33 protein-coding genes are annotated in these 24,980 nt (G+C 26.4%); all 33 read left to right on the plus strand.

The genetic code is table 11. The features are described from left to right. Window positions 1-6 precede the first annotated feature (6 nt). The 33 genes from Bccel_RS01080 to Bccel_RS01220 all read left to right on the plus strand — a co-directional run bounded on the left by Bccel_RS01080 (window position 7) and on the right by Bccel_RS01220 (window position 24,768). Window positions 7-387 (plus strand): hypothetical protein, encoded by a 381-nt coding sequence (locus Bccel_RS01080; RefSeq protein WP_036939691.1) that lies wholly within the window; start codon window positions 7-9, stop codon window positions 385-387. A gap of 225 nt (window positions 388-612) precedes the next feature. Next, window positions 613-1,074 (plus strand): hypothetical protein, encoded by a 462-nt coding sequence (locus tag Bccel_RS01085; protein WP_036939694.1) that lies wholly within the window; start codon window positions 613-615, stop codon window positions 1,072-1,074. A gap of 5 nt (window positions 1,075-1,079) precedes the next feature. Continuing rightward, window positions 1,080-1,259: a hypothetical protein gene (locus Bccel_RS01090; protein WP_152965885.1), complete on the plus strand. Its 180-nt coding sequence runs from the start codon at window positions 1,080-1,082 to the stop codon at window positions 1,257-1,259. 714 nt (window positions 1,260-1,973) lie between these two features. Continuing rightward, the gene (locus tag Bccel_RS32780) at window positions 1,974-2,186 is read left to right on the plus strand and encodes a hypothetical protein (protein WP_457920558.1); all 213 of its coding nucleotides are present in this window, start codon (window positions 1,974-1,976) and stop codon (window positions 2,184-2,186) included. A gap of 494 nt (window positions 2,187-2,680) precedes the next feature. Further along, window positions 2,681-2,875 (plus strand): hypothetical protein, encoded by a 195-nt coding sequence (locus Bccel_RS01100; RefSeq protein WP_036939700.1) that lies wholly within the window; start codon window positions 2,681-2,683, stop codon window positions 2,873-2,875. Window positions 2,876-2,915: 40 nt separating this feature from the next. Then, on the plus strand, window positions 2,916-3,107 hold the full coding sequence (locus tag Bccel_RS01105; RefSeq protein WP_036939703.1) for a hypothetical protein: 192 nt from the start codon (window positions 2,916-2,918) through the stop codon (window positions 3,105-3,107). A 15-nt stretch (window positions 3,108-3,122) separates the two neighbouring features. Further along, complete coding sequence (locus tag Bccel_RS01110) at window positions 3,123-4,154, plus strand: hypothetical protein (protein WP_036939705.1); 1,032 nt, start codon at window positions 3,123-3,125, stop codon at window positions 4,152-4,154. 320 nt (window positions 4,155-4,474) lie between these two features. After that, entirely contained in the window at window positions 4,475-7,516 is a 3,042-nt protein-coding gene (locus tag Bccel_RS01115) for a hypothetical protein (RefSeq protein ID WP_050752963.1), read from the plus strand. A 361-nt stretch (window positions 7,517-7,877) separates the two neighbouring features. Next, entirely contained in the window at window positions 7,878-8,195 is a 318-nt protein-coding gene (locus tag Bccel_RS01120) for a hypothetical protein (protein WP_036939708.1), read from the plus strand. 353 nt (window positions 8,196-8,548) lie between these two features. Continuing rightward, window positions 8,549-9,061 carry a GIY-YIG nuclease family protein gene (locus Bccel_RS01125; RefSeq protein WP_036939711.1) on the plus strand — a complete coding sequence of 171 codons (513 nt, stop codon included), beginning with the start codon at window positions 8,549-8,551 and terminating at the stop codon, window positions 9,059-9,061. A gap of 211 nt (window positions 9,062-9,272) precedes the next feature. Continuing rightward, entirely contained in the window at window positions 9,273-9,437 is a 165-nt protein-coding gene (locus Bccel_RS30010; RefSeq protein WP_154673450.1) for a hypothetical protein, read from the plus strand. 17 nt (window positions 9,438-9,454) lie between these two features. Continuing rightward, window positions 9,455-9,787 carry a hypothetical protein gene (locus Bccel_RS01130; RefSeq protein ID WP_036939713.1) on the plus strand — a complete coding sequence of 111 codons (333 nt, stop codon included), beginning with the start codon at window positions 9,455-9,457 and terminating at the stop codon, window positions 9,785-9,787. Beyond that, window positions 9,784-10,215 (plus strand): hypothetical protein, encoded by a 432-nt coding sequence (locus tag Bccel_RS01135; RefSeq protein WP_050752964.1) that lies wholly within the window; start codon window positions 9,784-9,786, stop codon window positions 10,213-10,215. Before Bccel_RS01130 ends, Bccel_RS01135 begins: the two co-directional genes overlap by 4 nt. A 47-nt stretch (window positions 10,216-10,262) precedes the next feature. Then, on the plus strand, window positions 10,263-10,412 hold the full coding sequence (locus tag Bccel_RS30015) for a hypothetical protein (protein WP_154673451.1): 150 nt from the start codon (window positions 10,263-10,265) through the stop codon (window positions 10,410-10,412). Between the two features lie 815 nt (window positions 10,413-11,227). Continuing rightward, on the plus strand, window positions 11,228-11,380 hold the full coding sequence (locus Bccel_RS30020; RefSeq protein WP_154673452.1) for a hypothetical protein: 153 nt from the start codon (window positions 11,228-11,230) through the stop codon (window positions 11,378-11,380). A gap of 90 nt (window positions 11,381-11,470) precedes the next feature. Continuing rightward, window positions 11,471-11,791: a hypothetical protein gene (locus Bccel_RS01140; RefSeq protein WP_036939716.1), complete on the plus strand. Its 321-nt coding sequence runs from the start codon at window positions 11,471-11,473 to the stop codon at window positions 11,789-11,791. Between the two features lie 26 nt (window positions 11,792-11,817). Further along, entirely contained in the window at window positions 11,818-12,240 is a 423-nt protein-coding gene (locus tag Bccel_RS01145; RefSeq protein ID WP_050752965.1) for a phBC6A51 family helix-turn-helix protein, read from the plus strand. A 448-nt stretch (window positions 12,241-12,688) separates the two neighbouring features. Then, window positions 12,689-14,473 carry a terminase large subunit gene (locus Bccel_RS01150; RefSeq protein ID WP_036945473.1) on the plus strand — a complete coding sequence of 595 codons (1,785 nt, stop codon included), beginning with the start codon at window positions 12,689-12,691 and terminating at the stop codon, window positions 14,471-14,473. 23 nt (window positions 14,474-14,496) lie between these two features. Then, the gene (locus Bccel_RS01155) at window positions 14,497-15,834 is read left to right on the plus strand and encodes a phage portal protein (protein WP_242853207.1); all 1,338 of its coding nucleotides are present in this window, start codon (window positions 14,497-14,499) and stop codon (window positions 15,832-15,834) included. Continuing rightward, complete coding sequence (locus Bccel_RS01160) at window positions 15,834-16,859, plus strand: minor capsid protein (RefSeq protein ID WP_036945476.1); 1,026 nt, start codon at window positions 15,834-15,836, stop codon at window positions 16,857-16,859. Before Bccel_RS01155 ends, Bccel_RS01160 begins: the two co-directional genes overlap by 1 nt. 227 nt (window positions 16,860-17,086) lie before the next feature. Beyond that, window positions 17,087-17,731, plus strand: coding sequence for a DUF4355 domain-containing protein (locus Bccel_RS01165; protein ID WP_036945479.1), 645 nt, complete (start codon window positions 17,087-17,089; stop codon window positions 17,729-17,731). Window positions 17,732-17,763: 32 nt separating this feature from the next. Further along, a complete protein-coding gene (locus tag Bccel_RS01170) occupies window positions 17,764-18,702 on the plus strand; it encodes an SU10 major capsid protein (protein WP_036945481.1) in 939 nt (312 codons plus the stop codon). A gap of 78 nt (window positions 18,703-18,780) precedes the next feature. After that, on the plus strand, window positions 18,781-18,927 hold the full coding sequence (locus Bccel_RS30025; RefSeq protein WP_154673516.1) for a hypothetical protein: 147 nt from the start codon (window positions 18,781-18,783) through the stop codon (window positions 18,925-18,927). A 9-nt stretch (window positions 18,928-18,936) separates the two neighbouring features. Continuing rightward, the gene (locus Bccel_RS01175; RefSeq protein ID WP_036945484.1) at window positions 18,937-20,217 is read left to right on the plus strand and encodes a polysaccharide deacetylase family protein; all 1,281 of its coding nucleotides are present in this window, start codon (window positions 18,937-18,939) and stop codon (window positions 20,215-20,217) included. A gap of 66 nt (window positions 20,218-20,283) precedes the next feature. Continuing rightward, complete coding sequence (locus Bccel_RS01180) at window positions 20,284-20,631, plus strand: hypothetical protein (RefSeq protein WP_036945485.1); 348 nt, start codon at window positions 20,284-20,286, stop codon at window positions 20,629-20,631. Between the two features lie 5 nt (window positions 20,632-20,636). Next, window positions 20,637-20,969 carry a phage head-tail connector protein gene (locus tag Bccel_RS01185; protein ID WP_036945486.1) on the plus strand — a complete coding sequence of 111 codons (333 nt, stop codon included), beginning with the start codon at window positions 20,637-20,639 and terminating at the stop codon, window positions 20,967-20,969. A 1-nt stretch (window position 20,970) separates the two neighbouring features. Next, window positions 20,971-21,354 carry a hypothetical protein gene (locus Bccel_RS01190; RefSeq protein WP_036945488.1) on the plus strand — a complete coding sequence of 128 codons (384 nt, stop codon included), beginning with the start codon at window positions 20,971-20,973 and terminating at the stop codon, window positions 21,352-21,354. Between the two features lie 11 nt (window positions 21,355-21,365). After that, complete coding sequence (locus Bccel_RS01195) at window positions 21,366-21,830, plus strand: HK97 gp10 family phage protein (protein ID WP_036945490.1); 465 nt, start codon at window positions 21,366-21,368, stop codon at window positions 21,828-21,830. Further along, on the plus strand, window positions 21,827-22,258 hold the full coding sequence (locus tag Bccel_RS01200) for a phage tail terminator family protein (RefSeq protein ID WP_050752966.1): 432 nt from the start codon (window positions 21,827-21,829) through the stop codon (window positions 22,256-22,258). Before Bccel_RS01195 ends, Bccel_RS01200 begins: the two co-directional genes overlap by 4 nt. Window positions 22,259-22,263: 5 nt before the next feature. Beyond that, window positions 22,264-22,452, plus strand: a complete 189-nt coding sequence (locus Bccel_RS01205; protein WP_036945492.1) for a hypothetical protein — start codon at window positions 22,264-22,266, stop codon at window positions 22,450-22,452. 3 nt (window positions 22,453-22,455) lie between these two features. Further along, window positions 22,456-23,784, plus strand: coding sequence for a phage tail sheath family protein (locus Bccel_RS01210; RefSeq protein WP_036945494.1), 1,329 nt, complete (start codon window positions 22,456-22,458; stop codon window positions 23,782-23,784). A 15-nt stretch (window positions 23,785-23,799) separates the two neighbouring features. Continuing rightward, entirely contained in the window at window positions 23,800-24,255 is a 456-nt protein-coding gene (locus Bccel_RS01215) for a phage tail tube protein (RefSeq protein ID WP_036945495.1), read from the plus strand. Window positions 24,256-24,348: 93 nt separating this feature from the next. After that, entirely contained in the window at window positions 24,349-24,768 is a 420-nt protein-coding gene (locus Bccel_RS01220; RefSeq protein WP_036945497.1) for a phage tail assembly chaperone, read from the plus strand. Window positions 24,769-24,980 lie beyond the last annotated feature (212 nt).

Below are 24,980 nucleotides of genomic sequence, written 5' to 3' on the forward strand. Positions count from 1 at the left end.
CAAAAAATGTTTATAGTTAATGAACAAAGTCAAATAGCAACAAATTTAATGTTTAAAGCAAGATATGGTTTAAGTTCTTACACAAACGAAAAGGTATTAATAGAAGAAAGAATTACTGAAGATAATTGTTGGGATTGCGGTGAAGATTTAAGTTCATTAAGAAAGTTTCAACCTAATATGTTAAGTGAAGAAGAAGTACAACAAATAGTTAAATTATTAAATAAGTCTGCTAAAATAGCAAGTGCTAAAGTTGAAAGTAATAGAGTACATATAATGTTAAAACTAAAAAACGGTAACCAAACAGGAATGTCACATGCAGTTATAAGAGAAGCAATAAGAAACAATTCTTTAAAATATTTTTTCCAAAGATATTCTAATCTACACTAGAGGGATAGGAAAGCTATCTATCCCTTATTCAAAGCAAGGTAATATAATTCTATTAGTAATTATTAAAATGTCTTAAAACTAATCCTAGGCTTTAATAAACAGGAGGATTTAAAAATGCTATTATACATTATTCTTTTACTGCTTTTCCAATCAATTGTAAATCCTGTACTTAGTTACATACTTATATCAGATATCAAGAAAAATTATATTCAGGAGGGTATTTAAATGGAATTTTATATTATGGATGAAAATGGTAATTACACTTTTAAAGATGGAATCAAAAAAGTAGGCAAAGACTTCTATTACAATCCTACTAAACAACCAGAAAGAGGATATTTGACAGAAGATATAGCAACAGAAGCTGTAAGTAAATTGGAATTGCATAACCAAGCAGGAAATTTAGGTCATACATTTAAAATTATTAAAAGCACAAGTCAATATGTAATTATGGAAGGTAATAGTAATACAATTGTAGATGAAAATTGCTTTGTTAAAGAATCGAAAGATAAATGGAAATTTGTTGGTGTTACTGGATACAACAAAGAAAGATCTGTAACAACTTATATAATAGATAGGGCAGAAGAAGTATTAAATAAGTTACAGGGCATAGGAGCAGGATTAAACTTTTACATTAGAGAAGTAAAAGATATACCATTCAACGGTCAAGTAATAACTATGGAGGTATGAATGTTATGGATATTAATATAAATCAAATAAGAATACCTAAATTATTTAGAACAAGTACACCAAATCAGAAAAAAATAAATAAAGTTAAAGAGTTTTATATTAAAAATGGATGTTTAAACAAACCTATAGTTATTTTAAGTAATAAAACAATACAAATAAGAAAACTAAAAATGTGGACATTCTGAAAACCATTGATATTATTATGTTTCAGACATTTAATAATTTATATAAATTTTAGAATCCTTTGATATCAACACTTTCAAGGTTTATATAAATTTTGCTTAATGGTATTTAAGGGAAGCATAACTATGTACATTGATAAATTCGGACGAAATAGAAAAGTCTGAAAAAACCTAATATAACTATATTATTTAACATTCTCGACAAATAGAAAATTATATAAAAATGTACTTCAAATCTAGTTATATCAATGCTTTCAAGTAATATTTTCAAAATTGTCTACTAGGGAAAGAGTATACTGATATACAAAGTGAAGAGATATAACTATCCCTTTTTATGAATAAGGGTATAAATATTATACCCTTATTTTTATAAACTATTAAAATAAAATTTATGGGTGATGACCGACATCAAGGAAAAATAAAGTAGTTATAAGAAAGAAGAGAGATAGAGAAAGAAAACGTAAAAATCGAGTTTTAGAAAATGATTAAAAATCCTTAAAGTTATTGCTATTACTATGCTTGGTTTGATTTTCATTATTTACTATAAAGGAATAGATAATAAATATTGTGGCAAAAAAATAGCTAAATTGAACGAAAAATTTTATTTGATATGCTTTAAATATAGATATATCAATAGTTTCAAAAAGCGTCATCTTTCTTGTATATGATATATATTTAATTTTTTAATATAGTAATCTGATTTAAAATCCAATGAAAATGGCTAAATGTATATTAGAGTTGGAAAGGATTTATGGAATTAGACAAGGTAGTGAAGGTAAAAGAAGTTTAGAGTCGAATAATTCTACTCTAAAAAATCAAAAGGAACTAGCAGAACAAATAGGTATAGATAGAACACAATTAATAAACTACAAAAAACTCCTTACACTTATACCAGAACTCCAATCTCTAATTGAAGATGGCGAACTATAAATATGCAAGAAATAAATTATAAACTTGTATTAATAATTCGCTTATAAAAAGTTAATAAATCTTGAAACTATATCAAAATCAACCTTTGTTAAATTATACCATTGACTTTTTATAAAAAATATGTTATAATTAAATTATAGGGTGGGTATGAATTTTGCAAGAGATTCTTGACAAAACTTGCAAATTTAAAATCATGATTATAAAAATAAAATATTTTTAAAAAGTGTTGACTTATTTTATTAAGGGTGATATAATATAATTAGAGGGGAAAAGTAATCTTTTCTCATAAGTGTATTTAAATAAGTTTTTTGATATGGTATATGAAAATGGTAATTTTAAAATAGTATTCTTTTTTAATGTCATTTTTCATATTCCCAATAATTATTAAAACAAAATTCTACCGATAAGCCAGAAATCTGCCAAACGGATAAATCTTTTCATACACGTAATGAGCGGTGGAAAAAACACCCACCGACCTAAAACAGAATGCTTCGATGGGAGAAAACACCCCATCGGTAAGAACATCAGAAAAACTAGCAGAAATACATAAAGTTAATGAACGTACTATAAGAGAAGATGGTAAATATGCTAAAGCTGTAGATAAAATTGGACGAAATAGAAAAGTTTTAAAACACTTGACATTATTATATCATAATTTAAAATTATATTTTTTAACTTATGATTATTAATATAAAATTATACGAAACTAACAAAAAGGAGGTATTACTGATGCAAGAGTTTAACCCACAAGAATTTAAATGCACTAGCAACAAACTAAAGAATTTTTTAATGGATAAAGGATTAAGGTATGAAAAATGTTATGTAGATGATAATGGCTGGACTATTTGGACATTTTCAAAAACTAACGAATTTTACAAAGTGTTAAGAGAATGGGAAAGAAATAAAAAAGCTTCGATATAGTAAAGGACGGTTAATATGGATAAAACAAATATAACAAAAGGACAGGTAATTAAGAATTATAAAGTTTTATGTGAAATTTTAGGTCATAAAGTTAAAGCAGGTAAATCTAAAATATTACATATGAAAGACTTAGAAAGATATTTTAAATTTCATTTTGATAAGCAAAAAATAATTATTGATGAAGTATATGATACTCCTAAAGAAAAAGTAGATGGTAGAATTACTAATGGTAAATCAAAATATGATAATTTAATGGATAATATTATTACAAATAGAGTACTTACTTATAATACAATAGAAGCTTCAAAAAATGATTTATTTAAAAATTACATTGAATTATTTACACCACAATATAATGATTTATTTTTAGATACTGAAGGATTTGCAGAAAGTAATAAATTAGGAATTGGAATAACAAACGAATACTTAAGCAAATTAAATAATATAGTAATGAATTGTACTACTTCAGCACTTAATAGACTACAAAAAAAAGGAGTAATTAAATGGTCATTGGATATGTTTATTAAGGATAACCCTGAAGAATATTATGCAGATCCTGAATTATTTCAATTGCTTAAAGTAAAAGAAAAGTTAGCTTATGAAGAAATGCAAATTAAACCTTTTGCCAGAGCAAACATTAGTATAAACAAAAAGTTTAAAAGACTTGTATGTGATTTTATTAATGAAGATATTAATCGTAGTATTTATAATTATTGGAAAGTTTATAATATTTCTTTGATTAAAGAAGATATTGAAGAACAAATAGAAGATATTGAAGAACTTAAAAAAAGATTATCTATATCTATTTGTGAAAGTGTTAAAAATAGAAAAATGTTTAATAAAGAAGTAGGTATATTTTATCCTTATGTAGCTGATAAATACAAAGAACAATTAGAAAAACTTAATCAATTAGTATTTGGAGTAAATGAAATTATAAATATAAAAGATAATACAAATATCATTAACATTGAAAATTATCTTAATATTGAAAATGAAAATAATAATGAAGATATGTTTTATGAAAATGAAGAAATGTTTCCATTTTAATTTTGACACCAATCAGCTCCTATATTATGTGCTGACGCACAATGTAAAAATTATTAAAATAAAATATATAAAAATTGACACAAATCAACTATAAGAATATAATATATATATATTATATATAATGTAGTATATTAGTGACAACTTTATTAATATAATATTATTTATATTTATTATTAATAATTAATAATATAGTTGATTAGTGACAAAAAATAAAATATTTTTAATGTAAGCTTCAGCTTACTCATATAAAAGCTAATAAGTGACAAAAAATAGTAACCAAATAAACAAATAAACGATTAACTAGCGGAGGTTGATATAGTATGGAAAAAGTAAATAACAAAAATATTGATTTAACAAAAGGTATATATATACCATCTATAGAATGTAATTGGTTGTATAAGGCTTATAAAGATTATATAGATTATGAGAATAAAAAGAAAAAAGAAGGTTTTAAAGAAGATATTAAAGATAAAAAAGATAATAATTATATTGTGGAGGAAAAGTATTTAGATAAATTATTAAATTGCAAAATTGATTGGTCATTTGAACTAATGGAAAATAATATATTACTAGATAAAATAAATATTATAGAAGTTAAAGAGACAAAGAAAAATAAAGAAGGTATAGAAGAAGAAGTTGTGGTTAAATTGTATACATTAGATATTGTTAATGTTAAATATACAAAAAAATATAAAAATAAAACTAAAAAAATGAAGAAAAATAAAAAAGGCATAGAAAAAGAAGTTATAGTTAATTATTCTAAATCTACAAAACAATTAAGGGATTGGTCATATGAATCTGGATTTGTTTTTAATGGTAAGAAAATGACTAATTGGAAAAGGTCTGGTGGAAAAGCTAGAATTGGAGAAGATTTGTTCATATTAGATTCTATTGTTAGTGAATGTTTAGATTGGTCAAGGATGGATTTAAAGTTTAATAATCCATTATCTATTGCAGCTATAAGAGCTTATGAAAGCTTACCTTTGTCTAGTGCTTTTACAAGTATAGATATTCCTGAACCACATAAATCAATTTTGGTTATTGATGATTTTAATAGTAAATTTAGTTTAAATATGTCTCAAACTTGGTTAGAAAATAAGGAGTTACATACAGCAACAAAATTAACAGAAGAATCTAATAGTATATGGGATGGTCAAGGCTTATTAAGTAATGAAATATTTAATAGTAATGAATTAACTATTGGTCATGGTAATATGTTGTTAAGAAATAGATTAACCAAAATCAATGGCATATCATGCAAAATAGAATTATATTACAGAGATTATTGTGAAGCCAATGGATTAGATTATGATACATTTACTGTTAAGGATATTGCAGGAAGAACAATATATGTTAAGGATATATTATTAATAACTACTCCTAGTGCATTAAAAATAGAAAAGTTTAATGACAGAGTTCTTGAAGAAGAAGGATATAAACAATATGGAAAACATGCATGGTTATATTACTATTTAGATAATTGCGGTAATAGATATGCAGTATGTAAAGTAGATAAGCCATCTAAATATGAAGATGGTAAGAATGTTTTGTCGTATCAGATGGTTAATACAATACCTTTTAGCAAAGAACAATTATCTGAACTTGTTAAACCAGAAATAGCTTATGTGGAAAAATTAAAAGATGATTTAAATTTCTTCTTAGCTGAAGTTAATAAAAATATAGAAGATGATGAAGATACTTTAAATTTTGAAAAAATAGAAAATCTTATTAATGATGATGATAACAAAATAAGAATAAGTAAAAATACTGATGTTACTGGAGCATTTACAGTTATGTGTAAACATAATCCTAATTTTGCTAATACATCTGTATTCAAAGAGTTTAGAAGAAGTTTTATTAAGGCTTATGTGGAAGAATTAAGACAGGGCAAAATTAAAATTTCTGGAGATTATTGTATTGCTAATGGAAATGTTATTGAAATGCTTAAAGCTACTACAGGAGATTTTGATGGTAAAACAAGTACATTGAAATGTAATCAAATATTTTGCAGTAGATTTAAAGAAAATGAATTAGTTGTAGGATTTAGAAACCCACATGTGAATATTTCAAATATTGGTACACATATAGTTGTGAATGTGCCTGAGATTAGAAGATATTTTGCATGTACAGCTAATCAAGTATTTTTGAATTCTATAGATTATCCTACATTAAGCTTATATCAGGGTGAAGATTTTGATATAGACAGTAATTTAATAACCAACGAACCATGTATTATTGATGCTTGTTTAAATGTAGATAAGACTGTTACAGCTATTAGTGTTAATAAGATAAAAGAAAGTGACAGTAATAAACAAGAATTAACACCTGAAAATATGTCAAAAGTAGATCATATAATAAGCAAAAATTATATTGGTGATGTTATTAATTTGTCACAAGAAATAAATAGTAAGTTTAATCATTATAAATATAATAAAATTAATACAGATAAATTAGGTTTATTGTTTGATTTGTCTAGTAGATGTAGTTCAATGTCATGTTGTGAAATTGATAAAGCAAAGAAAAGTTTTGAGGATTTAAATATTAATAAAGAGATTAAAAAAATTAAGAATACTGAAGGTTTATTTGATTTAGTTGATAAAGAATTAGATACAAGAAGAATTAAACCATATTTCTTTAAATTCATTGGAGATAATAAAGCAAAAAAGCAAAGACGAATCTCGAATAGAAAACATAGAGAAAAAATAGATTTGCCTATAATAATCAATTATTGCAAAGAGAATAAAATAGAGATTATTAAAGAAATAAAGGATAATGGTAAGATTAAATATAATATTGACAAAATAAAAGAACTAAAGAAAAATGATATTAAATTAAAGAAATTATTAAAAGATAATGATAAGATCCAAGAAGAATGGGAAGATAAAATGTATGACAAATTAATTGATACTCCTATGAATTGGTTAGAACTTGAATTAGATAATATTAAAGATGCAGAATCTATACCAACAATGCAAGTTATACAATTAATTAAGAAATCACACAAGGTAGCAAATGAACAAAAGGTTAATAAAGTGATTGAAGCTATTAAAGCATTAAATGATAATATAAAAAATTATAAGACTAATGATAATTTAGTTTGGATGGAAAAAGTTAATAAGATTAAACAATCCAAATTAAACACTTGTAAAGAAATTAAAAAGATTAAACTAAATAAAGCTGATTTATCTGGAATATTGATAGAAGGACTTAATAGTATAAAGAAAAACAAAAAAATTGATACTAAATCAAGCATAGAATCAATATTGTTAGAAATTTTGTTTCAAGTTTATGGAATTGGTTTGTTGACTATGTTTAAAAATGGGGGAGATTCTCAAGAAGAAAAAGAGGTTAAAACCAAGTAATAAGTAATGTTACAAGATTTTTAACTGTGTGGGTTAATATGGAGAGAAAGTAGATAATAAGTCGAAATCTCTTCCATCTAATAAATAGATGGCTATAGTAAAATAGATTAAGGGGTTGTTAATTGCAATCCCTTTTAATCATTTTTTGTGTTAAATTAAAGCTATAATGGGGTAAATTTCGATTTAAATCAATTGGTAATATAAATTATCATTAAAAAAATTAAATAGAAATTTAAGGCATATATGACTATCAGTTTATATGTCTTTTATTTTTAAGCTTTTTAATGTATATCACTTTAATAATAACATGATTAGATAACAATGTCAATATATTTTGAAAAATATTTAAAGGAGAATTAATATGAATTATAAATACATAGATTTTAAGAAACGAGAAGTTGTAATAGGAACTATAGATGTAAATGGTGATATAGATATAGATACTACAGTGCCATATGTAAACATTAATGATGTTTTTGATATTATATCTGATAAATTATTTCCCATTTATAATAAAAATAAATATGCTATTCCATTAAGAAATATGGGATATAGAATTGTTTGTACTAGAGCTAATAGGAAAGATCCTTCCAAGGATGTATATTTCTTTTTAAACACTCCTAAATTCCAATATTCTTTTAACATGCTTAGAGAAAAATATCTAGCTGATCAAGTTTGAATAATTCTAATTTGAATTTATGGAATTAGAGCCGACAAGAATAATTCTTGTGGGGTATTATAAAAAATCAGATGAAAATAATTTTAATCTGAAAACTCAATAAGTTTAGAGTGGAATTATTCGACTCTAAAAAATCAAACAAGAATTATTCTTCTTTGTAAGGTTGCCGAATTATTCGGTAAGCTAATCAAGGTAATCAATGGGTAGAGAATAATTCCTTACCCAAAAAGCTATTTATTTTTTTATTGCTAAAAATGGGCATACTATGCACTTCTGTATTTAGTATACCCTTATTATAACTAAAAGTCAAGAACTTTATACATTTTTTTAAACAAAGGGAAACGGTGATTATTATGAAACAAATAGGTGTATATCAAATTGTGAGAAAAGATACTTTTGAAAGTTATGTAGGTCATTCTAAGGATATTAAGAAAAGATTTTCTACACATAAATCTAATCTTAAAAAGGGTAAATTTAAGTATTATAATACCTTTAACGAAGGTTGGAAGATAAGTCCAAATAATATTGGTTTTGAAACATTAGATGAATGTACTGTAGAAGAATTAACACAAGTAGAAAATGATTGGATTGAACATTTAAAGCAAGCTGGATTTATTGTTGTTAACAAAAATAAGGCAGGTAAAGTTCAATATAATTCTGAAGAAGTAAAGAAACATAAATCTATTGCACAAACAGGAAGTAAAAATGGTAATGCTAGATTAAAAGATGAAGATGTTATAGAAATGAGAAGGAAATTTGATAATAATGAAGCTAGTTTAAACGAATTAGTGGAATTATATAAAATGTCTTATTCACAAGTACATAAAATTTGTGTTTCTAAAACTACATGGAAACATTTATTATAATTATAAAAATAATTTAATTAATATAAATTATTTAGAACAACAATTTATTTTTTTGTTCATAATATGGCGAAGGTTGTCGTTATCCCTATGGTTCGATTCCATCCTCCTATTTAAAAAAAGTAAAGCGACTGTAGTTATCGAGGAATTATAACAAGAGTAGGTACTAATTTAAAGTACCTACTTATTATTTTTTATTAAGGAGGTTAATTAAATGGATACTAATATGGAACTTTTTGCAAAACCAAATAATAAAGTTATTGTTGTATCAAGTAAGTTTATTGAGGATAGAAAAAAGAATAAAATTGATCCTGAATTTTTAGCACAATGTTTAAAATATAAAGATATGCTTAACAAAACAAAAGGAGATAACAAATGATTGCGAGGTAATGATATATGAGAATAGAAGAATTATGTGAAATATATGGCTTTACTTTTGAAGAAATGGCAAATCATATAAAAATTAGAAGTAAATTTGATACTTGGTATATAGATAAATGGATAGAAGATTTTAATAAACGTGAAATAATTTTATATCATGAGAATTCAAATACATTTAGTGTATCTATGTTTAAAGGTTTTAAGAAGTCTTTTAAAAATACTTTCAATATAAATAACAATAAAATATGGCATAAACAAACAAATAGAAAATTCAATTTAAATGAAGTTTTCAAGTACATAGCAAAACATGATAGAAAATATAATGTGAAATGTGAGGTAACAATATGAAAATAGTTAATAAGGTTAAAATAGGCTATAAGGATTATGATATTAATTTAGTTGATCGTGATATTTATGTTGATGGTAAAGAATGTTATGGACAGATCAATTATGATAATGAGTACATAAATATAAATAATAAATTTAATGATAATCAGAAAAAAGCTACCTTTATTCATGAAATAGTACATGGTATTGATGAAATGTGGGGTAGTGATATGACAGAAAAACAAGTTGAATTGTTTAGTAATGGACTGTATAAGTTTTTATTAGATAATCCTGAAATATTTAATGGTAAAGAGGTAGGGAATAACGAATGTGTTAATATACATATTCCTGAATTTAGTTATGAATTTTCAAAAGATATAATTGATAATGTTACTAAATCAATAAAAGATAAATTAATGCAAGAAGTAGCTGTTTATATATATAAATAAGATTATTAAAATAAAATTTAAAACAAATAAAACGGAGGAAATATTATATGGAAAATAACTTTAAAAATTTTATAAATTTCATTGAAGCTTCTCATGAAGTATTTAGTACTTATTTAAATAAATCTACAATAACATCAAAATTAAATGATATTTATATTGATAATTTTGAAAAAAACAAAGAAGAAAATTGTGAATGATTATCTTAGTTGGGTTACTGATTAAGATTATGAATTACATACTTTTATCAACTTTGTTAATTGTTAACAAAGTTATACTTATCACTATGGAACTTAAGGTTCAAGTTAATAAAGATTGGTTGCTAAATTTAGTACACCAGTAAAATGATTATATACTCATAAGGTATGTAATTAAATAAGTCGGAATGAAGACATTAAACTCATTTCCATTGGTCAATAAGATAAAGAAATAAAGGGTCTTTGTTAACTTTGTTTTATTGACCTAAATTATCTAGTTTATTATATAAATATTCAATTTTCATTAATTAGGGAGTGCTGATTAATGATATTACAACTAATAATGTATTCTAGTGCTATGCATTAGATATGGTGAATCTCTACCATAAATGAGAAGTTTTAAATTAACCTTATATTTATATAAGGCAATAGCAAATTTAGACAATATTGTTTAGAAAACAACTTTTTTAGAAAACAAGCAAGGTTTCACAATGTACCTTAAACATTGTTGATACAAAGCAACCCACAAGGGATATGTGGAATTCCTGTAGATATTAATAAATATGAACATGGTTAAATTTACCTATACATTTATTAATATCTTATCCCACAGGAAATTGGATTACAACTTGGTTTAATTGCTAACTAGGATTAAATAAAGGGAAACTATTTAGATAGTTTTCATGATTAAATATTAAAGTAGTCGTAGACCTTATGGTATAACTACTTAGATACCTTAGATTTAATTGCTAAGGTTTTTCTATTAATTATTAATATAAAACTATAAACAATAAGAACAAATAAAGGATGATAATTATATGGATAATATAGAACAGGTAAGAAAAGAATTATATGATTATATTTATAAAATAGGTGCTTTGGAATTGTTAGAAGAAAATAAAAAAAAGACTTCAGAACAGTTATTAGCAGAGGTTAAGGAAGATATAAAAAAATGGGAAAGTAGAAAGTAATACTTTAGTCATACTTATTTAAGAAGGTAATACAAAGGTAATACTTTTTTATGATTGTTAATATAAAAATAGAAAGCAGAGGAAAATAATATGTTAATTAAAAGAGTATATAGAAATGATAAGTTTTTTAACTTAATAGAAATATTAGAATATTATAAAGATAATGATAAATTTTATGAGGTAGTAATTGATTATAATGATTATATTAAAAAGGTTAAGATTGATAAAGAATGTGTAAAACCTATTATTGATTTAATGGATTTTATAAAGACTCGTTCTCAATTAGTTTTATATCTTAATATGTTTGATATATTATTTAGTCCAATTTATAGACATGAAAAAGAAATGTTAGATAAAGATAAAATAAATGGTTTAATAAAATGCAATGTAAGTGTTGGAACATTAAAATAAATTGTTGATAGGTTGGAGTGATAAAAATGCTAGATGATAGACACTATAAAGCTATAGAAATGTTACTTGATGGAAGTTATAAAATTAATGAAATAGCTACTATTTGTGGTGTTGATAGAACTACTATTTGGGATTGGAGAAAGAAGAATAGAGAATTTATCGCAGAACTCGACAGGAGGACACAAGAGCATAAAAGTTTTCTAAAGAATAGTAGCGAAAAGAAGTTTGAAAATAAGCTTGATGTTGCTATAAATACCATAATAAATATAGCTGAAACAGGTAAAAATGAAGCAACTAAGCTTGAAGCAGCACGTTATATATATGAAGTTCTTAATGGTAAGATACCGTCAAAAGTTACCGTTACAGACAATACAGAAGATACAGATAACACAGGTAATATCATAGAAGATATAGATGATTGGGATACAGAGGATACAATAAAAGATTAATTTTATGCAGATATATTATAATTATACATTAGTTTGTATATTTATTAATGGAAATATAATTAACATAATATCATTGTTAAGTCTTTAACATTAAACAAAATATTATTTTTGCTTAATCATGTATCATTGAATATATCTATGTTTGATGCCTATAATGCATAATATTCATATATTTTATGTGGTAAATATATATGGTTTACAATAATATTATTGGTCATAAAAGTATTAACTACAATATATAGTTATTATTTTTCTAGTGGCTATATATTATGTTGTTGTATAATTACCATTAATTCGTATGAAATTCATAGGGTTATTGCATGAATATACATACATGATACCCTACCCATACCCTTCTTTTTGGAAATCTCAAAAATCAGGGGTGATTACCTCTACAGTTTTTATAATATTTTTTAAGGATTTGAACCCTAAGAAACAGGTGAATTAAATGATAGACAATAATTTTGATAATGATAGATATAACCAAATTACACTTCACAAATATCTTACATTTCAATTAATACAAGAAAAAAATTATCCTAAAGCTGAAGCAAAGAAAAAGGCAACTGAATTAATAAGAACAAGTACTAATTTATGGGGAAAAAATGGATTAGCTTATTATTTAGGTCAAAAGTCTTTTGAATTCTTTTGTTTATATTACTTACAGGATATATTTGTTGCAAAACCAACTAATAAACAAAGAGGATTAGCACCAGTTCATTATGAAATGTGGAATTTCATAGATGAAATGTTTATTAAAGATTACTTTGATAAAGGTAATATGGTTATTCCAAGAGGTTGTGCAAAAACAACCGTGTGTGATTTAGCTTTGACAATATGGCTTCATTGCTATAAACAATCTATATTCACTATAATTGGAGCAAAAAAAGAAAGAGATGCTAAACAATTTATGGATAATATTAGAACTGTATTTGAAAACAATCCAAATATAATTAAAACATTTGGCAAATTGATTGATACTAAAAAGTTTACTGTAAATAGTGAAGAAATTGAATTGGCTAATGGTACAGATATTCAAATAGTATCTTCAGGAGCAAGTGTTAGAGGTATGAACTATAGGGGAATAAGGCCAACTTGCTTCATTGGAGATGATTTTCAAGATGAAGCAGATGTTTTAACAGAAGAAGCGAGTTTAAAGAAATGGGATAAGTGGTGTAAAGAGATTGAAGAATTTGGTGATACAGCAACATATAGAGATGGTATTAAGGTAGGTAAAGCAACAAAGATTTTATCTATTGGTACTATAATGAAAAATAATTGTCTTATAAGTAGATTATGTAGGCAAAAAGATTATAAGACATTATTAAAAAGAGCAATTATTCTAGAAGGTGGACAAAAAATTGAAGATATATTTGATAAAGACTTATGGTTAGAATGTAAAAGGATTTATTTTGATAATAAACGTGATAATCCTTATCAAGAAGCAAAGGATTTTTATATAGAAAATAAAGAAGCAATGTATTTTCCTATACTTTGGGAAGATAAGTGGGATAGGTTTGAGGATTTAGCTGTTAAGTATTGGAAGAATCGTGAAGCATTCATGACTGAAAAAATGAATGATGCAGCTACTATTGGAGAAAAGAAATTTAAATCTAATAGAACTGAATCACCAGAAGAAATTAATAAACATAATTTCTTAAAGACTATGCTTTGTATTGACCCAGCAGGTACAAATACAAAAGTAAAAGGTAAAAAGAAGGACTATTTTGCATTTCTTGTTGGTTCATTATCTGATAATGGTTTCAAATATTGTCGCAAAGGTGAATTACTTAAATTTGAACACTCAAACGGAAAAGAATATGATGCTTATATTAAACATACTTTAGACCTTTTAAAAAAGTATAAAGATATTACCCACATATGGATTGAAAAAAATACCTATGGTGGAGCAGATGCAATTAGAATTCGTGAAGAATTATGTAAAGATCATGAATTAAGATGTAGAGATATAGAAATTATTAACACTTCTCAAAATAAAAACAAGGACGATAAAATTTCAACTATTGTTGGTGATGTTAACAATGGAAGAATTATATTTAATTCTGAAGATACTGAATTCATTGAACAAATAATGGAATTTCAAGGGTGTAATTATTCTGCCCATGACGATGCAGCAGATATAACATCTGAATTTAATAATAGGATAGATGAAATTGAAGTTCTTGAACCTATAGATATATATAAGATAAGTGACTTATTTAGAAGAAGGTAAGGTGGTGAGAGATTTTGGAACAGATGCAATTAATAAAGAAATGTTTTGAACAGTTAAATATAAATATTGCTGCAAAAATGATATATCAAAAATATTATATTGGTTTGCATGATATATATGAAGATTATAAAAGGATTGATTCGAGAAGTAATGATATTCTTGTAAAGAATTTTAATAAAGAGTTTATAGAAAAATATGTAAGTTATTTATTATCTAATCCAGTAAATTATATACATAAAAATGCTGATAAAACTGTTACAGATATAATAGATTTAAATTTCTCTACTTGGGAAACATTACATAATCAAGAGTTATTAAGGTATTGTTTAATATTTGGTGAAAGTTATGAATTGAATTATATCAATTCTGATATGGAATTTGGTTCTTTGGCTTTAAACCCTTTAAATGCTTTTATTTTGGAAGATGGAACAGCAGATAAGAATGTATTACTTGGATTGCACTTTTATGAAGATGCTATAGATAGTATTGGTACAGCTTCAAGTATTGTTAAAAAGTACCTTGATGTTTATACTGATACTGAAGTAATAACTTATAATGTAACTAATTTACAGATTGGTGAAGAAAAGAGCAGGAAGAAGCACAATTTTAGTAAAGTTCCTTTGCGTGTATTAAGATTAAATGATTATGCTATAGCAAATATAGAAGATTACAAGACAGAACAAGATGCTTACAATACTTCTATTAGCAATTACCAAAATGAAATAAATGATAATAGAAATGCAATTTTATTTTCTAAAGGCATGTCTATTAAACCAGATTCTGATGGTTCAGGAAATACAGATGAATTTTATAAAGATGTTGTTAATAATGGGTGGGTAAATTGTAAAAATAAAGATGCTAGTATGGAATTTGTTACTAAAGAAATTGGTGAATTTGTAAGTAATCATATAAATAATTTAAAAGAAGATGTATATGGTGCTGCATCTATGATTGATGAAGTTAAAACACCTACAAGTAATACAAGTGGAGATGCATTAAGACAACGTTTACATGCTTTGGAATGTAAAGTAAGTTTAATGAAATCTGCAATAGAAAAAGTATTAAAACAAAGATTAAAATTGTTCTTTGATTATTATTATAAATTAACTGGAACAAAGTTTGATTATAGATTAGTAAATGTTAAATTCACATTAAATATACCAAAAGAGATTACAACATTATCCAATGCTATACCAAATCTATTACAAATATATCCTAGAACTCATATATTATCAAAATTTGGTGATGTAGATAATCCAGAATTAATATATCAACAATGGCTTAAAGAACAAGAGATGGAAATAAATCCAGATACTAATAATCAATTTGGATTTAATCAAAATACTGGTGGTGGTCAATAATGACCAATAAAGAATATTGGATTAAACGTACAGAGCAAAATTTAATATTACAGGAAAAGAAAGCAGAAGAATATGGTTTATTATTGTTAAAGTCTTATGAAAATGTAAAAGACAATATAGATAAAGAACTATCTGTTTTCTATCAAAAATATGCAATAAATAATAATATAAATTATGTAGAAGCACAAAAGCTTTTAAGTAAATCAGAATTGAGTAAATTTAAGGATTCATTAGATGAATATATTAAACAAGCTAAATTATATTCAGATAATCCAGAATATATAAAAAAACTGGAAAATATGAGTATAAGAGCTAGAGTTAGAAGAATTGAAGCTTTAAAAATTGAAATAGAACATCAAATTGAAATATTAACTTCTAACAATAATATAGAAACTGGTAATTTACTTAATAATATTTATTCTGATGGTTACTATAGAAGTATTTGGACAGTACAAACAGGTTTATCAATTGGATTAAATTTTGATAAATTAAATACTGATGCTATTGAAAAAGTTGTTAAAACTAAATGGTTAGGTGAAAATTATTCAGATAGGATTTATAAAGATAAGGAAAAATTAATTCGCACACTTGAAACTGAATTGACACAAAGTTTTATTCGTGGTGATAGTGGACAAAATACAGCAAAACGATTATCTAAGAGATTAGATATATCATATAACAATGCTATAAGGTTAGTAAGAACTGAAAGTAATCATATTTCCAATGAAAGCTTTGGAGATGGTTTAATTGCTTCTGGTGTAGTATCACAGTATGAATATGTAGCTACATTAGACAATTTAACTTCTGAAATTTGTCAGGGTTTAGATGGATTAGTATTTAAACTATCTGATAGACAGGTTGGTGTAAATTATCCTCCTGTACATCCAAATTGTAGGTCAACAGTTATTCCATACTTTAAAGATGAAATAGCACCTGAAAGAATTGCTAGAAATAAAGAAGGTAAAACATATTATGTTGAAGGTGATATGACTTATGAAAAGTGGAAAGAAAAATATGTTGATTGACCTGGACTAAACTACCTATATTTTATTAATTAAATAACTTTAAACCTTAGATATATAAGGCTTTAAGGTGCAGGACTTACTAAAGGGTTTACCCCGATTGAATTTAAAGTATAACCACTTTGTTTATAGCAAGGTGGTTTTTTATATTAACTAAAAAATATCAAAATAATTTTTATTGCGTTCTTAGGGATTTAATCGTTAAGAGGGCAGAAAGGGATGGATTTAATATGGATTTTAATGAAGTAAAAACATTTATAGAAAGTAATAAGGATTCTAACGAGGAATTAAAAACATATCTTCAGGGGTTCAATAAAATAACCGTTGATGGTGTGCAGAAATTTCTTAATGAAGATAAAGATGCTAAAAGTTGGTTTGATTCTGAAAAGGATAAACATGGTTCAAAGTCTTTGGAAACTTGGAAGACTAACAATTTACAAAAAGAAATTGATGCAGAAATAAAGAAACGTTTTCCAGAAGCTGATCCCAAAGATATAAAGATGAAGGAACTTGAATTAAAGTTAGAACAGATGCAGAAAGAGACTTTTAAAAAAGAGTTAACTAATTCTGCTATTAAGACAGCAACAGAAAAACAACTTCCTGTATCTATTATAGATTTTCTTTTAGGTGCTGATTTAGAGAGCACTAATAAAAATATAGAAACTTTTGAAGCTATTTTCAATGATCATATACAAAAGCAAGTAGAAGCAAGAATAGCAGGAAATTCATATGTGCCACCAAATGGTGGAGGAAGTAATAACAATTCTGAATTACAAGCATTGCAAGCAGAATACGCAACGGCAATGAGTAGTGGAAATATGCCTTTAGCAATAGCAATTAAAAATAAAATATTTGCATTGCAAAATAAAAAATAATTAATTTAAAAAATAAGAGGAGAATGATAAATATGGCAAACGTAGCAGCAGGAACAGTATGGAATCTTCCAAATTATACAGGTGAGCTTTTTACAGCAGATGCAATTAACACACCTTTTCTTTCAATGATTGGTGGTTTGACAGGTGGAATGATGACAGAAAACTTTGAGTTTCCAGTAGATTCATTGTATTCGCATCAATCAGCTAGTCAACCTGCAATAACTGAAACAGCAAGTTTAACAGCACCTACAGCAATATCTTATGTGAAAACACAGGATAAAAACGTAACACAGATTTTCCAAGAACAGGTATCACTTTCTTATGTGAAAATAAGCAATGCTGGTAGACTTTCTGGTATAAATACAGCAGGAGCATCAAATAATGCACCTTCAGAAAGAGATTTTCAGATAGCTAGAGCATTAGAAAAGATTGCTAGAGATGTTAACTATACATTCTTGAATGGTACATATCAAATTGCAACAAATGCAGGTGTAGCAAATAAGACAAGAGGTATGATAGAACTTTGTTCTACAGGAAATACAGTTGATGCAGCAAGTGCAGAATTAACTAAAGCATTGATAGATTCTTTGTTGCTTGAAATGCATACTAATGGAGCATATTTTAAAAATATGGTTCTTTTCTGTAATGGTTATCAAAAGCAAAGAATATCTAATGCTTATGGTTATGCACCCTCGGACAGGTCTATAGGTGGATTAAACATTAAACAGATTGAAACTGATTTTGGAAATATAGGTGTCCAACTTGATAGATTTATGCCAGCAGGAACAATTGGTATTTTTGATATGTCTGTAATTGCTCCTGTATTCCAACCAGTACCTAACAAAGGTAATCTATTCTATGAAGAACTTGCTAAAACAGGTGCAGCAGAATCAGGTCAGATTTTTGGACAGATTGGATTAGCTCATGGGGCTTCTTTTATGCATGGTACTATCACTAATTTAAAAGTTTAATAATTTAAATTATTAGTTAAGGGAATTGAAATATATTCCCTTTTTTATTTGATAATAGAAAGATAAGGTGAATTTAAAATGCAAGATACATTAATTGGAATACAACCAAAATTAAGAGAAAAATTAGCCAATTTGCAAAAAATTATTATATTAACCCAAGCAGAATATGATGCACTTCCTGAAACTAAAAATACAGATGGTATTGTATATATGATTAAGGAGTGATAACAAACGATGATATTTAATAGTAGTAGTATTGCAGATGTAAAATATAATAGTAATACAATCACAGATGTTTATTTTAATGGTCAAAGTTGTTATTCTAGCAGTTTAATCAAGCCTAACACTAAGATATTACTGGATGATTTTGCATCAGTAAACAGTTATCATCCTTCCACTGTACCTACTTTAATAACAAATCCAACATATTCACACCAAGCAGATGGAAAAGCTTTAGCTATTACTACACCAGTTGATAGTACATTAGCGATTATAGATAAGTATATACAAAAAGATTTAAGTGACCTCAATTGCCTTGATGTATGGTGTTATATATCTGATATCTCACAAGTTGATAAAATAGGTATTATATTAAGGACTTCAAATTCTGCTTACCCACAGCTTGAAATGCTTTATCGCAGTTATTATGCAGATAGCACAAAACCAAATTTATCCAATGGGTGGAATCACTTGAAAATAACAAAAAGTATGTTTAAGAACATAGACGAGGCAACATGGAATTGGATTGAAATATTATCTTACAGAGTATGGGCGATTGGAGAAAACAAACCAACAGTATATTTTTCTGATTGTAGTTATAATGAATATGTTAAACCAGCAGTTTTAATTCACTCAGACGATGGATATAGGAACAATGTAACTGTAACTCATGCTTTAGCAAAGCAATATGGAATCAAGTGGAATTTGTGGATACCACATTCTAGCATAATCGGTGGTAATGAAAACTTACTTACTGAACCAGAATTAGATGCTTTAGCACTTGATAGTGGCACTGTACAGTTATGTAATCATAGTTGGACGCATAAGGATAATTTACACTTGGAATTACCTCAAACGCAAATTGATGAATTTGCTTTAATGCGTGACTACATGCTGGCACGTGGTTGGGGTGATGGTGCATATTATTTCGCAACTCCTGGTGCAGGAGAATGTTGGGATGAACCTATGATGCAAAGATTGCGTGATAATGGATGTAAGTTAGCAAGGGTTAATAGAACAGGAATACCATTGGCATTACCAATTGCAGATAAATGGGAATTATGCAATATAGCATTAGAAGCATCATCTAGTTGGGAAGATGATATTAAACCATATTTAGATTGGTGTTTGGAAGGTGGGGTAACTCCTATGTTTTATTGGCATGATGTTAGCCCTATAGGAGTTGAACCAGTAGGATGGCAATTCCCAGGTGATTTAGTACAGCAAATGTTCCAGTACATTCATGACAAAGGAATAAAGACTTTGTTCATGAAAGATTTATTAAAAATGGTATAAAGAAAATTAAACTAAAAGAGGTTGTTAATTCAGCCTCTTTTATTATTTTTATTTGAGGTGAAATAAATGAAATTTTATGGTCATGGTGTAATTTGGGATAAACAAAATGATGAAGTTTTATGTAAATTTGTTAATGGAGAATTTGTAACTGAAGATATTGCTATTATAGAAAAATTAAAAAGGCTTAATTATTCTTGTGATGAACAATATAATCAAGAAATTAATTCAGATAATGATGAATCTTGTGATAATAATGTAAATAAGGAACCTGATAACAATGAAAATAAAGATATAAATTATTCAGAATTATCTTTTCAAGACTTAAAAAAAATTGCTAAAGAAAAAGGTGTTAAGCTTGAAAGAAGCATGAAACAGGAAGATATATTAGAAGCATTAACGAAAGTTGGTGAATAGATATTATGACTAATTCAGAAATATTATCCACAGTTAAATTACTGCTTGATATTTCAGATACCAGTCAGGATGCAATAATTAACTATTATATTTCTGCTTTGCAAAGAAGGATAGTTAATATATGTTGTCTATCGTCATTTCCTACAGAGTTATCAGATTTAGTTGTAGATATTATAGTTAGGAAAATACAGGATGATAGAATAGATGGCTTGGATTCTGTTAATATGGGTGACACAAATATAAAAATAAAAAGTAGTAAAGATTCTAAAAATATAATTGGTTACTTGGAAGAAAACATGTCTGAATTACAAAATTTTCAATATACAGAGGTGATTTAACATGTTAAATTCAAGTACTATTGATTACATTAAAAAGCAATATAAAAAACTATATACTGATACTGCTAATGTATATAGGTATAGCAAAACAACTACTTCAGCAGGAGCAACAAGAGTAAATGTTGGTTTAACACCAAGTATTCAAAACATGCCTTGTAGAATAAGTCAAAAAGAATTAAACAGTCCTATTCAAAGTCAAACACCAACTGAAAACAATATATCTTATGAAATTAAATTGTTTTGTTCTATTGATTATGAACTTAAAACAGGTGATAGAATTGAGATAACAAGAAATGGTAAAGTAATTAAAACTTATGAAGCAGGAGAACCATTTTTATATCCTACACACCAAGAATTGTTGTTACATAGGCTTGATAGAGGATAGGAAGTGTTATTATGCCATTAGATGTACAAGGATTTAAGGATTTTATACAAAATTTTGAAAAATTATCACAAACAATAGATATAGAAATTGAAAAGTTTTTTTATGAAATAGCTTTGAAAGCTTTAGCAAGAACTAAAAAACGAACTCCTGTATTAACAGGTGATTTAAGAAAACAATGGGTATTATCAAACATTCAAAGAAATGGGAATAGTTTAACTGTTATTTTATCAAATCCATTGGATTATGCTAGTTATGTAGAATTTGGACATAGAGTTGATAAACATTATGTGCCTGGGGAATGGAAAGGCAAAAGATTTGTTTATAACCCAAACTCAAATAAAGGTGTAGTAATGGGAACAAAAACAGCATGGATAGAAGGTAAGTTTATGGCAACTATTTCTTTAAAAGAAATTGAAGATATTATACCCAACGAATGGAATAAACGATTTAAACAATTATTAGGGGGTATGGTATGATAATTACAAATATAAAAGATTCAATTGTTAAAGCACTTAAAACATCATATCCAACCTATGAAATATATGACGAAATAATTAAACAAGGATTCCAAGAACCTTGTTTTTTTGTAAAAATAATAGAACAAGATACAAAGAAAGAATGTAAAAATAGATTTAAATTTAATATTATGTTTGATATTCATTGTTTTTTAGATGAAAATACAGTTAATATGGATGAACAATATCATATGATTGCTGAAGATTTATATGAAAAGCTAGAATTATTTTCTGATTTATCAGGTGGTAATTTAAGGGGATTAAATAAAAGACATAATATTGAAGATAAAATTTTACATTTCTTTTTGGATATAAATGTTAGTGTAACAATACCAGTTGAAAGTGTTAATATGGGAACACTTGATACTAATTCATATATAAAGGATTGATGATCATGTCAAAAAAAGAAATTGAAAAAGAAGTAGAATTTGTTAGTAAGTATACAAAAGATCAGATTTTAAATAGTAAAAAATTTTCTACTTATAACAAAGATGTAATCATGGCAATTTTGAAAGATGATTGTACTTATAGTATAGAAGAAGCAGAAAATTTAATTAAGGCATTTTTGGAAAGGGTGGTATAAAGTATGGCTGGAGGAACTTGGGTAACACAGAATAAAGTAAGACCTGGAGTTTATGTTAATTTTAAATCAATTCCAGACAGTTTAGGGAATGTATCAGATAGAGGTGTTTGTGCTTTACCGTTAATAATGGATTGGGGTGCTGAAGCAACAGTTACAGAAGTTGATATTGAATCAAACTTCTTTAAATTATTTGGATATGATTTATTTAATTCTAATTTATATTCATATGCAACATTAGCTACACCTACTAGTGAATTATTCTATGTTAGAGAAGCATTGAGAAATTCAAAAAAAGTTTATGTATATAGACTTAATACAGGTACTAAAGCAACAAAAACATTTGGAACTTTAGTTGTTACAGCAAAATATTCTGGATTGCGTGGTAATAGTATTTCTATTGCAATACAGCAAAATATTGATGATAATACCAAATTTGATGTTATAACCTATGTTGATTCTGTAGAACAAGATAGACAATCATTAATTACTACTGTATCAAGTTTAAAAGCTAATGATTGGGTTGTATTTAGTGGTACTGGTAATGTTACAGCTTCAGCAGGAACTTTGTTGGCAGGTGGAGCAAATGGAAGTGTAACAAGCACAAACCATACTAATTTTACTACTGCTATTGAAGTTGTAGATTTTAATACAGTTGGATATATTGGTGATGATTCTGATATTAAAGCTGTATATAAAGCTTTTGTTGCTCGTTTAAGAGATACAGAAGGAAGAAAAATACAGGCAGTTCTTTATAATTATGCTTCTGCAAATTATGAAGGTGTTATATCAGTTAAAAATGATGCTAAATTAGTACCTTGGACAGTAGGAGCAGTAGCAGGAGCAAATGTAAATCAGTCTCTTACATATAGAAAATATGATGGTGATGTTGTTGTAAATCCTACTTATACAAATAGTCAAATTATAACTGCACTCAATGCAGGAGAGTTTGTATTTAGTAAAAATGCAAGTGGAGAAGTTATAGTTGAACAGGATATAAATACATTTGTTTCGTTTACTTCTGAAAAAGGTAAAGAGTTTAGGAAAAATAAAGTTATTCGTACACTTGATGCTATCGCAGTTGATGCGAAAAAGATTTATGAAAATTTCTATATTGGTAAAGTTGCTAATAATGCTAATGGTAGAAATCTTTTGAAGAATGAACTTATAACTTACATGAAGAATTTACAGAGTTTAAATGCAATTCAAAATTTTGATGCAAAAACTGATATAGAAGTTCTTGCAGGTGAAGAATCTGATTCAGTTGTATTAAATCTTTATGCTCAGCCTGTAGATGCTGTAGAAAAGATATATGTAACTGTGAATATAGCATAAGGGGGTAAATAAACTATGGCTTTTAATAATGTAAAAGATACCGTTAGTGGTGCTGAAGGTATAGCATTTGCAACTATTAATGGAAATATTGAAGAATTAGCATATCTTAAAAAAGTAGAATTTAAGGTAGAAAAAAATAAAGAAGAAGTAAAAACACTTGGTAAACGTGGTACAGGTTCAAAAACTAGAGGTTGGAAAGGTACTGGTTCAATGACCATTTACTACATGACTTCAATCTTTAGAAATTTAATGTCAGATTATAATAAAACAGGAAAAGATACCTATTTTGATATTCAGGTTACAAATGAAGACTCTGCTTCAGAAACAGGTAAACAAACAACTGTATTAAAGAATTGTAATATTGATGGTGTAATAATTGCAAAACTTGATATTGATGCTACAGCAATGGATGAAGAAATTTCATTTACATTTGATGATTTTGAAATACTAGATAGTTTCAATAATCTGTAAAATAAACATATAGGAGTATATATTAAATTATATACTCCTAATTATTATAACAAAATAAACTAAAATTAGATAAATTAAAAGGAGATATTAATTATGTCAAAATTACAAGCGTTTTTAAATAAGAATATAATTGAGGAAATAACAGAAGATGTTTTTGTTTCTAATAGATTTAAAGATGAAGAAACTGGAGAAATATTAAAATTTAAGATAAGATCAGTTCCTTTATCTGAATATAAAAAAATTCAAAAGGCTTGCACTAAAATAACTAAAACTGGTGCAGAGTTTGATAATGTAACCTTTGCAGAAAAAATTGTTATAGAAGGAACGGTTGATCCTAATTTTAAAGATGCTGAAAGTGCTAAATTAGCAAATTGTGTAGGAGCAAACGCACCAACTCAGTATTTATATAAAGTTTTAAAAAGTGGTGAAGTTATTTCACTTTCAGAAAAGATACTTATATTATCTGGATTTGGTGAAGATATGGAAGATTTAGTTGAAGAAGCAAAAAACTAATAGAGCAAGGCGATACTGAAGCCAATATGGCTCATTATGCCTTGCATAAACTTCATATATTACCTAGTCAATTTGTTGATTTACCTGATCCTGAAAAAGCATTTATATATGCAAGTATACTTCGTAAAATTGAAGATGAAAAAAAATATGAAAAAAATTAAAATAGATTATATAAAAACCACCTGTTTAATTATGGGTGGTTTAATTTTATT

The organism is Pseudobacteroides cellulosolvens ATCC 35603 = DSM 2933, assembly GCF_001262605.1.
Lineage (GTDB): Bacteria > Bacillota > Clostridia > Acetivibrionales > DSM-2933 > Pseudobacteroides > Pseudobacteroides cellulosolvens.

Excerpts from the sequence above, each read along its gene's own strand:
- Bccel_RS01175 (WP_036945484.1), top strand. The coding sequence starts at position 18,937 with ATGATATTTAATAGTAGTAGTATTGCAGATGTAAAATATAATAGTAAT.
- Bccel_RS01135 (WP_050752964.1), top strand. The coding sequence starts at position 9,784 with ATGAAAATAGTTAATAAGGTTAAAATAGGCTATAAGGATTATGATATT.
- Bccel_RS01085 (WP_036939694.1), top strand. The coding sequence starts at position 613 with ATGGAATTTTATATTATGGATGAAAATGGTAATTACACTTTTAAAGAT.
- Bccel_RS01130 (WP_036939713.1), top strand. The coding sequence starts at position 9,455 with ATGAGAATAGAAGAATTATGTGAAATATATGGCTTTACTTTTGAAGAA.
- Bccel_RS01155 (WP_242853207.1), top strand. The coding sequence starts at position 14,497 with ATGCAATTAATAAAGAAATGTTTTGAACAGTTAAATATAAATATTGCT.
- Bccel_RS30020 (WP_154673452.1), top strand. The coding sequence starts at position 11,228 with ATGGATAATATAGAACAGGTAAGAAAAGAATTATATGATTATATTTAT.
- Bccel_RS01200 (WP_050752966.1), top strand. The coding sequence starts at position 21,827 with ATGATAATTACAAATATAAAAGATTCAATTGTTAAAGCACTTAAAACA.
- Bccel_RS01080 (WP_036939691.1), top strand. The coding sequence starts at position 7 with ATGTTTATAGTTAATGAACAAAGTCAAATAGCAACAAATTTAATGTTT.
- Bccel_RS32780 (WP_457920558.1), top strand. The coding sequence starts at position 1,974 with ATGGCTAAATGTATATTAGAGTTGGAAAGGATTTATGGAATTAGACAA.
- Bccel_RS01185 (WP_036945486.1), top strand. The coding sequence starts at position 20,637 with ATGACTAATTCAGAAATATTATCCACAGTTAAATTACTGCTTGATATT.
- Bccel_RS01105 (WP_036939703.1), top strand. The coding sequence starts at position 2,916 with ATGCAAGAGTTTAACCCACAAGAATTTAAATGCACTAGCAACAAACTA.
- Bccel_RS01090 (WP_152965885.1), top strand. The coding sequence starts at position 1,080 with ATGGATATTAATATAAATCAAATAAGAATACCTAAATTATTTAGAACA.
- Bccel_RS01205 (WP_036945492.1), top strand. The coding sequence starts at position 22,264 with ATGTCAAAAAAAGAAATTGAAAAAGAAGTAGAATTTGTTAGTAAGTAT.
- Bccel_RS01195 (WP_036945490.1), top strand. The coding sequence starts at position 21,366 with ATGCCATTAGATGTACAAGGATTTAAGGATTTTATACAAAATTTTGAA.
- Bccel_RS01190 (WP_036945488.1), top strand. The coding sequence starts at position 20,971 with ATGTTAAATTCAAGTACTATTGATTACATTAAAAAGCAATATAAAAAA.
- Bccel_RS01125 (WP_036939711.1), top strand. The coding sequence starts at position 8,549 with ATGAAACAAATAGGTGTATATCAAATTGTGAGAAAAGATACTTTTGAA.
- Bccel_RS01220 (WP_036945497.1), top strand. The coding sequence starts at position 24,349 with ATGTCAAAATTACAAGCGTTTTTAAATAAGAATATAATTGAGGAAATA.
- Bccel_RS01150 (WP_036945473.1), top strand. The coding sequence starts at position 12,689 with ATGATAGACAATAATTTTGATAATGATAGATATAACCAAATTACACTT.
- Bccel_RS30025 (WP_154673516.1), top strand. The coding sequence starts at position 18,781 with ATGCAAGATACATTAATTGGAATACAACCAAAATTAAGAGAAAAATTA.
- Bccel_RS01110 (WP_036939705.1), top strand. The coding sequence starts at position 3,123 with ATGGATAAAACAAATATAACAAAAGGACAGGTAATTAAGAATTATAAA.
- Bccel_RS01215 (WP_036945495.1), top strand. The coding sequence starts at position 23,800 with ATGGCTTTTAATAATGTAAAAGATACCGTTAGTGGTGCTGAAGGTATA.
- Bccel_RS01160 (WP_036945476.1), top strand. The coding sequence starts at position 15,834 with ATGACCAATAAAGAATATTGGATTAAACGTACAGAGCAAAATTTAATA.
- Bccel_RS30010 (WP_154673450.1), top strand. The coding sequence starts at position 9,273 with ATGGATACTAATATGGAACTTTTTGCAAAACCAAATAATAAAGTTATT.
- Bccel_RS01180 (WP_036945485.1), top strand. The coding sequence starts at position 20,284 with ATGAAATTTTATGGTCATGGTGTAATTTGGGATAAACAAAATGATGAA.
- Bccel_RS01165 (WP_036945479.1), top strand. The coding sequence starts at position 17,087 with ATGGATTTTAATGAAGTAAAAACATTTATAGAAAGTAATAAGGATTCT.
- Bccel_RS01145 (WP_050752965.1), top strand. The coding sequence starts at position 11,818 with ATGCTAGATGATAGACACTATAAAGCTATAGAAATGTTACTTGATGGA.
- Bccel_RS01140 (WP_036939716.1), top strand. The coding sequence starts at position 11,471 with ATGTTAATTAAAAGAGTATATAGAAATGATAAGTTTTTTAACTTAATA.
- Bccel_RS01170 (WP_036945481.1), top strand. The coding sequence starts at position 17,764 with ATGGCAAACGTAGCAGCAGGAACAGTATGGAATCTTCCAAATTATACA.
- Bccel_RS01100 (WP_036939700.1), top strand. The coding sequence starts at position 2,681 with ATGGGAGAAAACACCCCATCGGTAAGAACATCAGAAAAACTAGCAGAA.
- Bccel_RS01120 (WP_036939708.1), top strand. The coding sequence starts at position 7,878 with ATGAATTATAAATACATAGATTTTAAGAAACGAGAAGTTGTAATAGGA.
- Bccel_RS01115 (WP_050752963.1), top strand. The coding sequence starts at position 4,475 with ATGGAAAAAGTAAATAACAAAAATATTGATTTAACAAAAGGTATATAT.
- Bccel_RS30015 (WP_154673451.1), top strand. The coding sequence starts at position 10,263 with ATGGAAAATAACTTTAAAAATTTTATAAATTTCATTGAAGCTTCTCAT.
- Bccel_RS01210 (WP_036945494.1), top strand. The coding sequence starts at position 22,456 with ATGGCTGGAGGAACTTGGGTAACACAGAATAAAGTAAGACCTGGAGTT.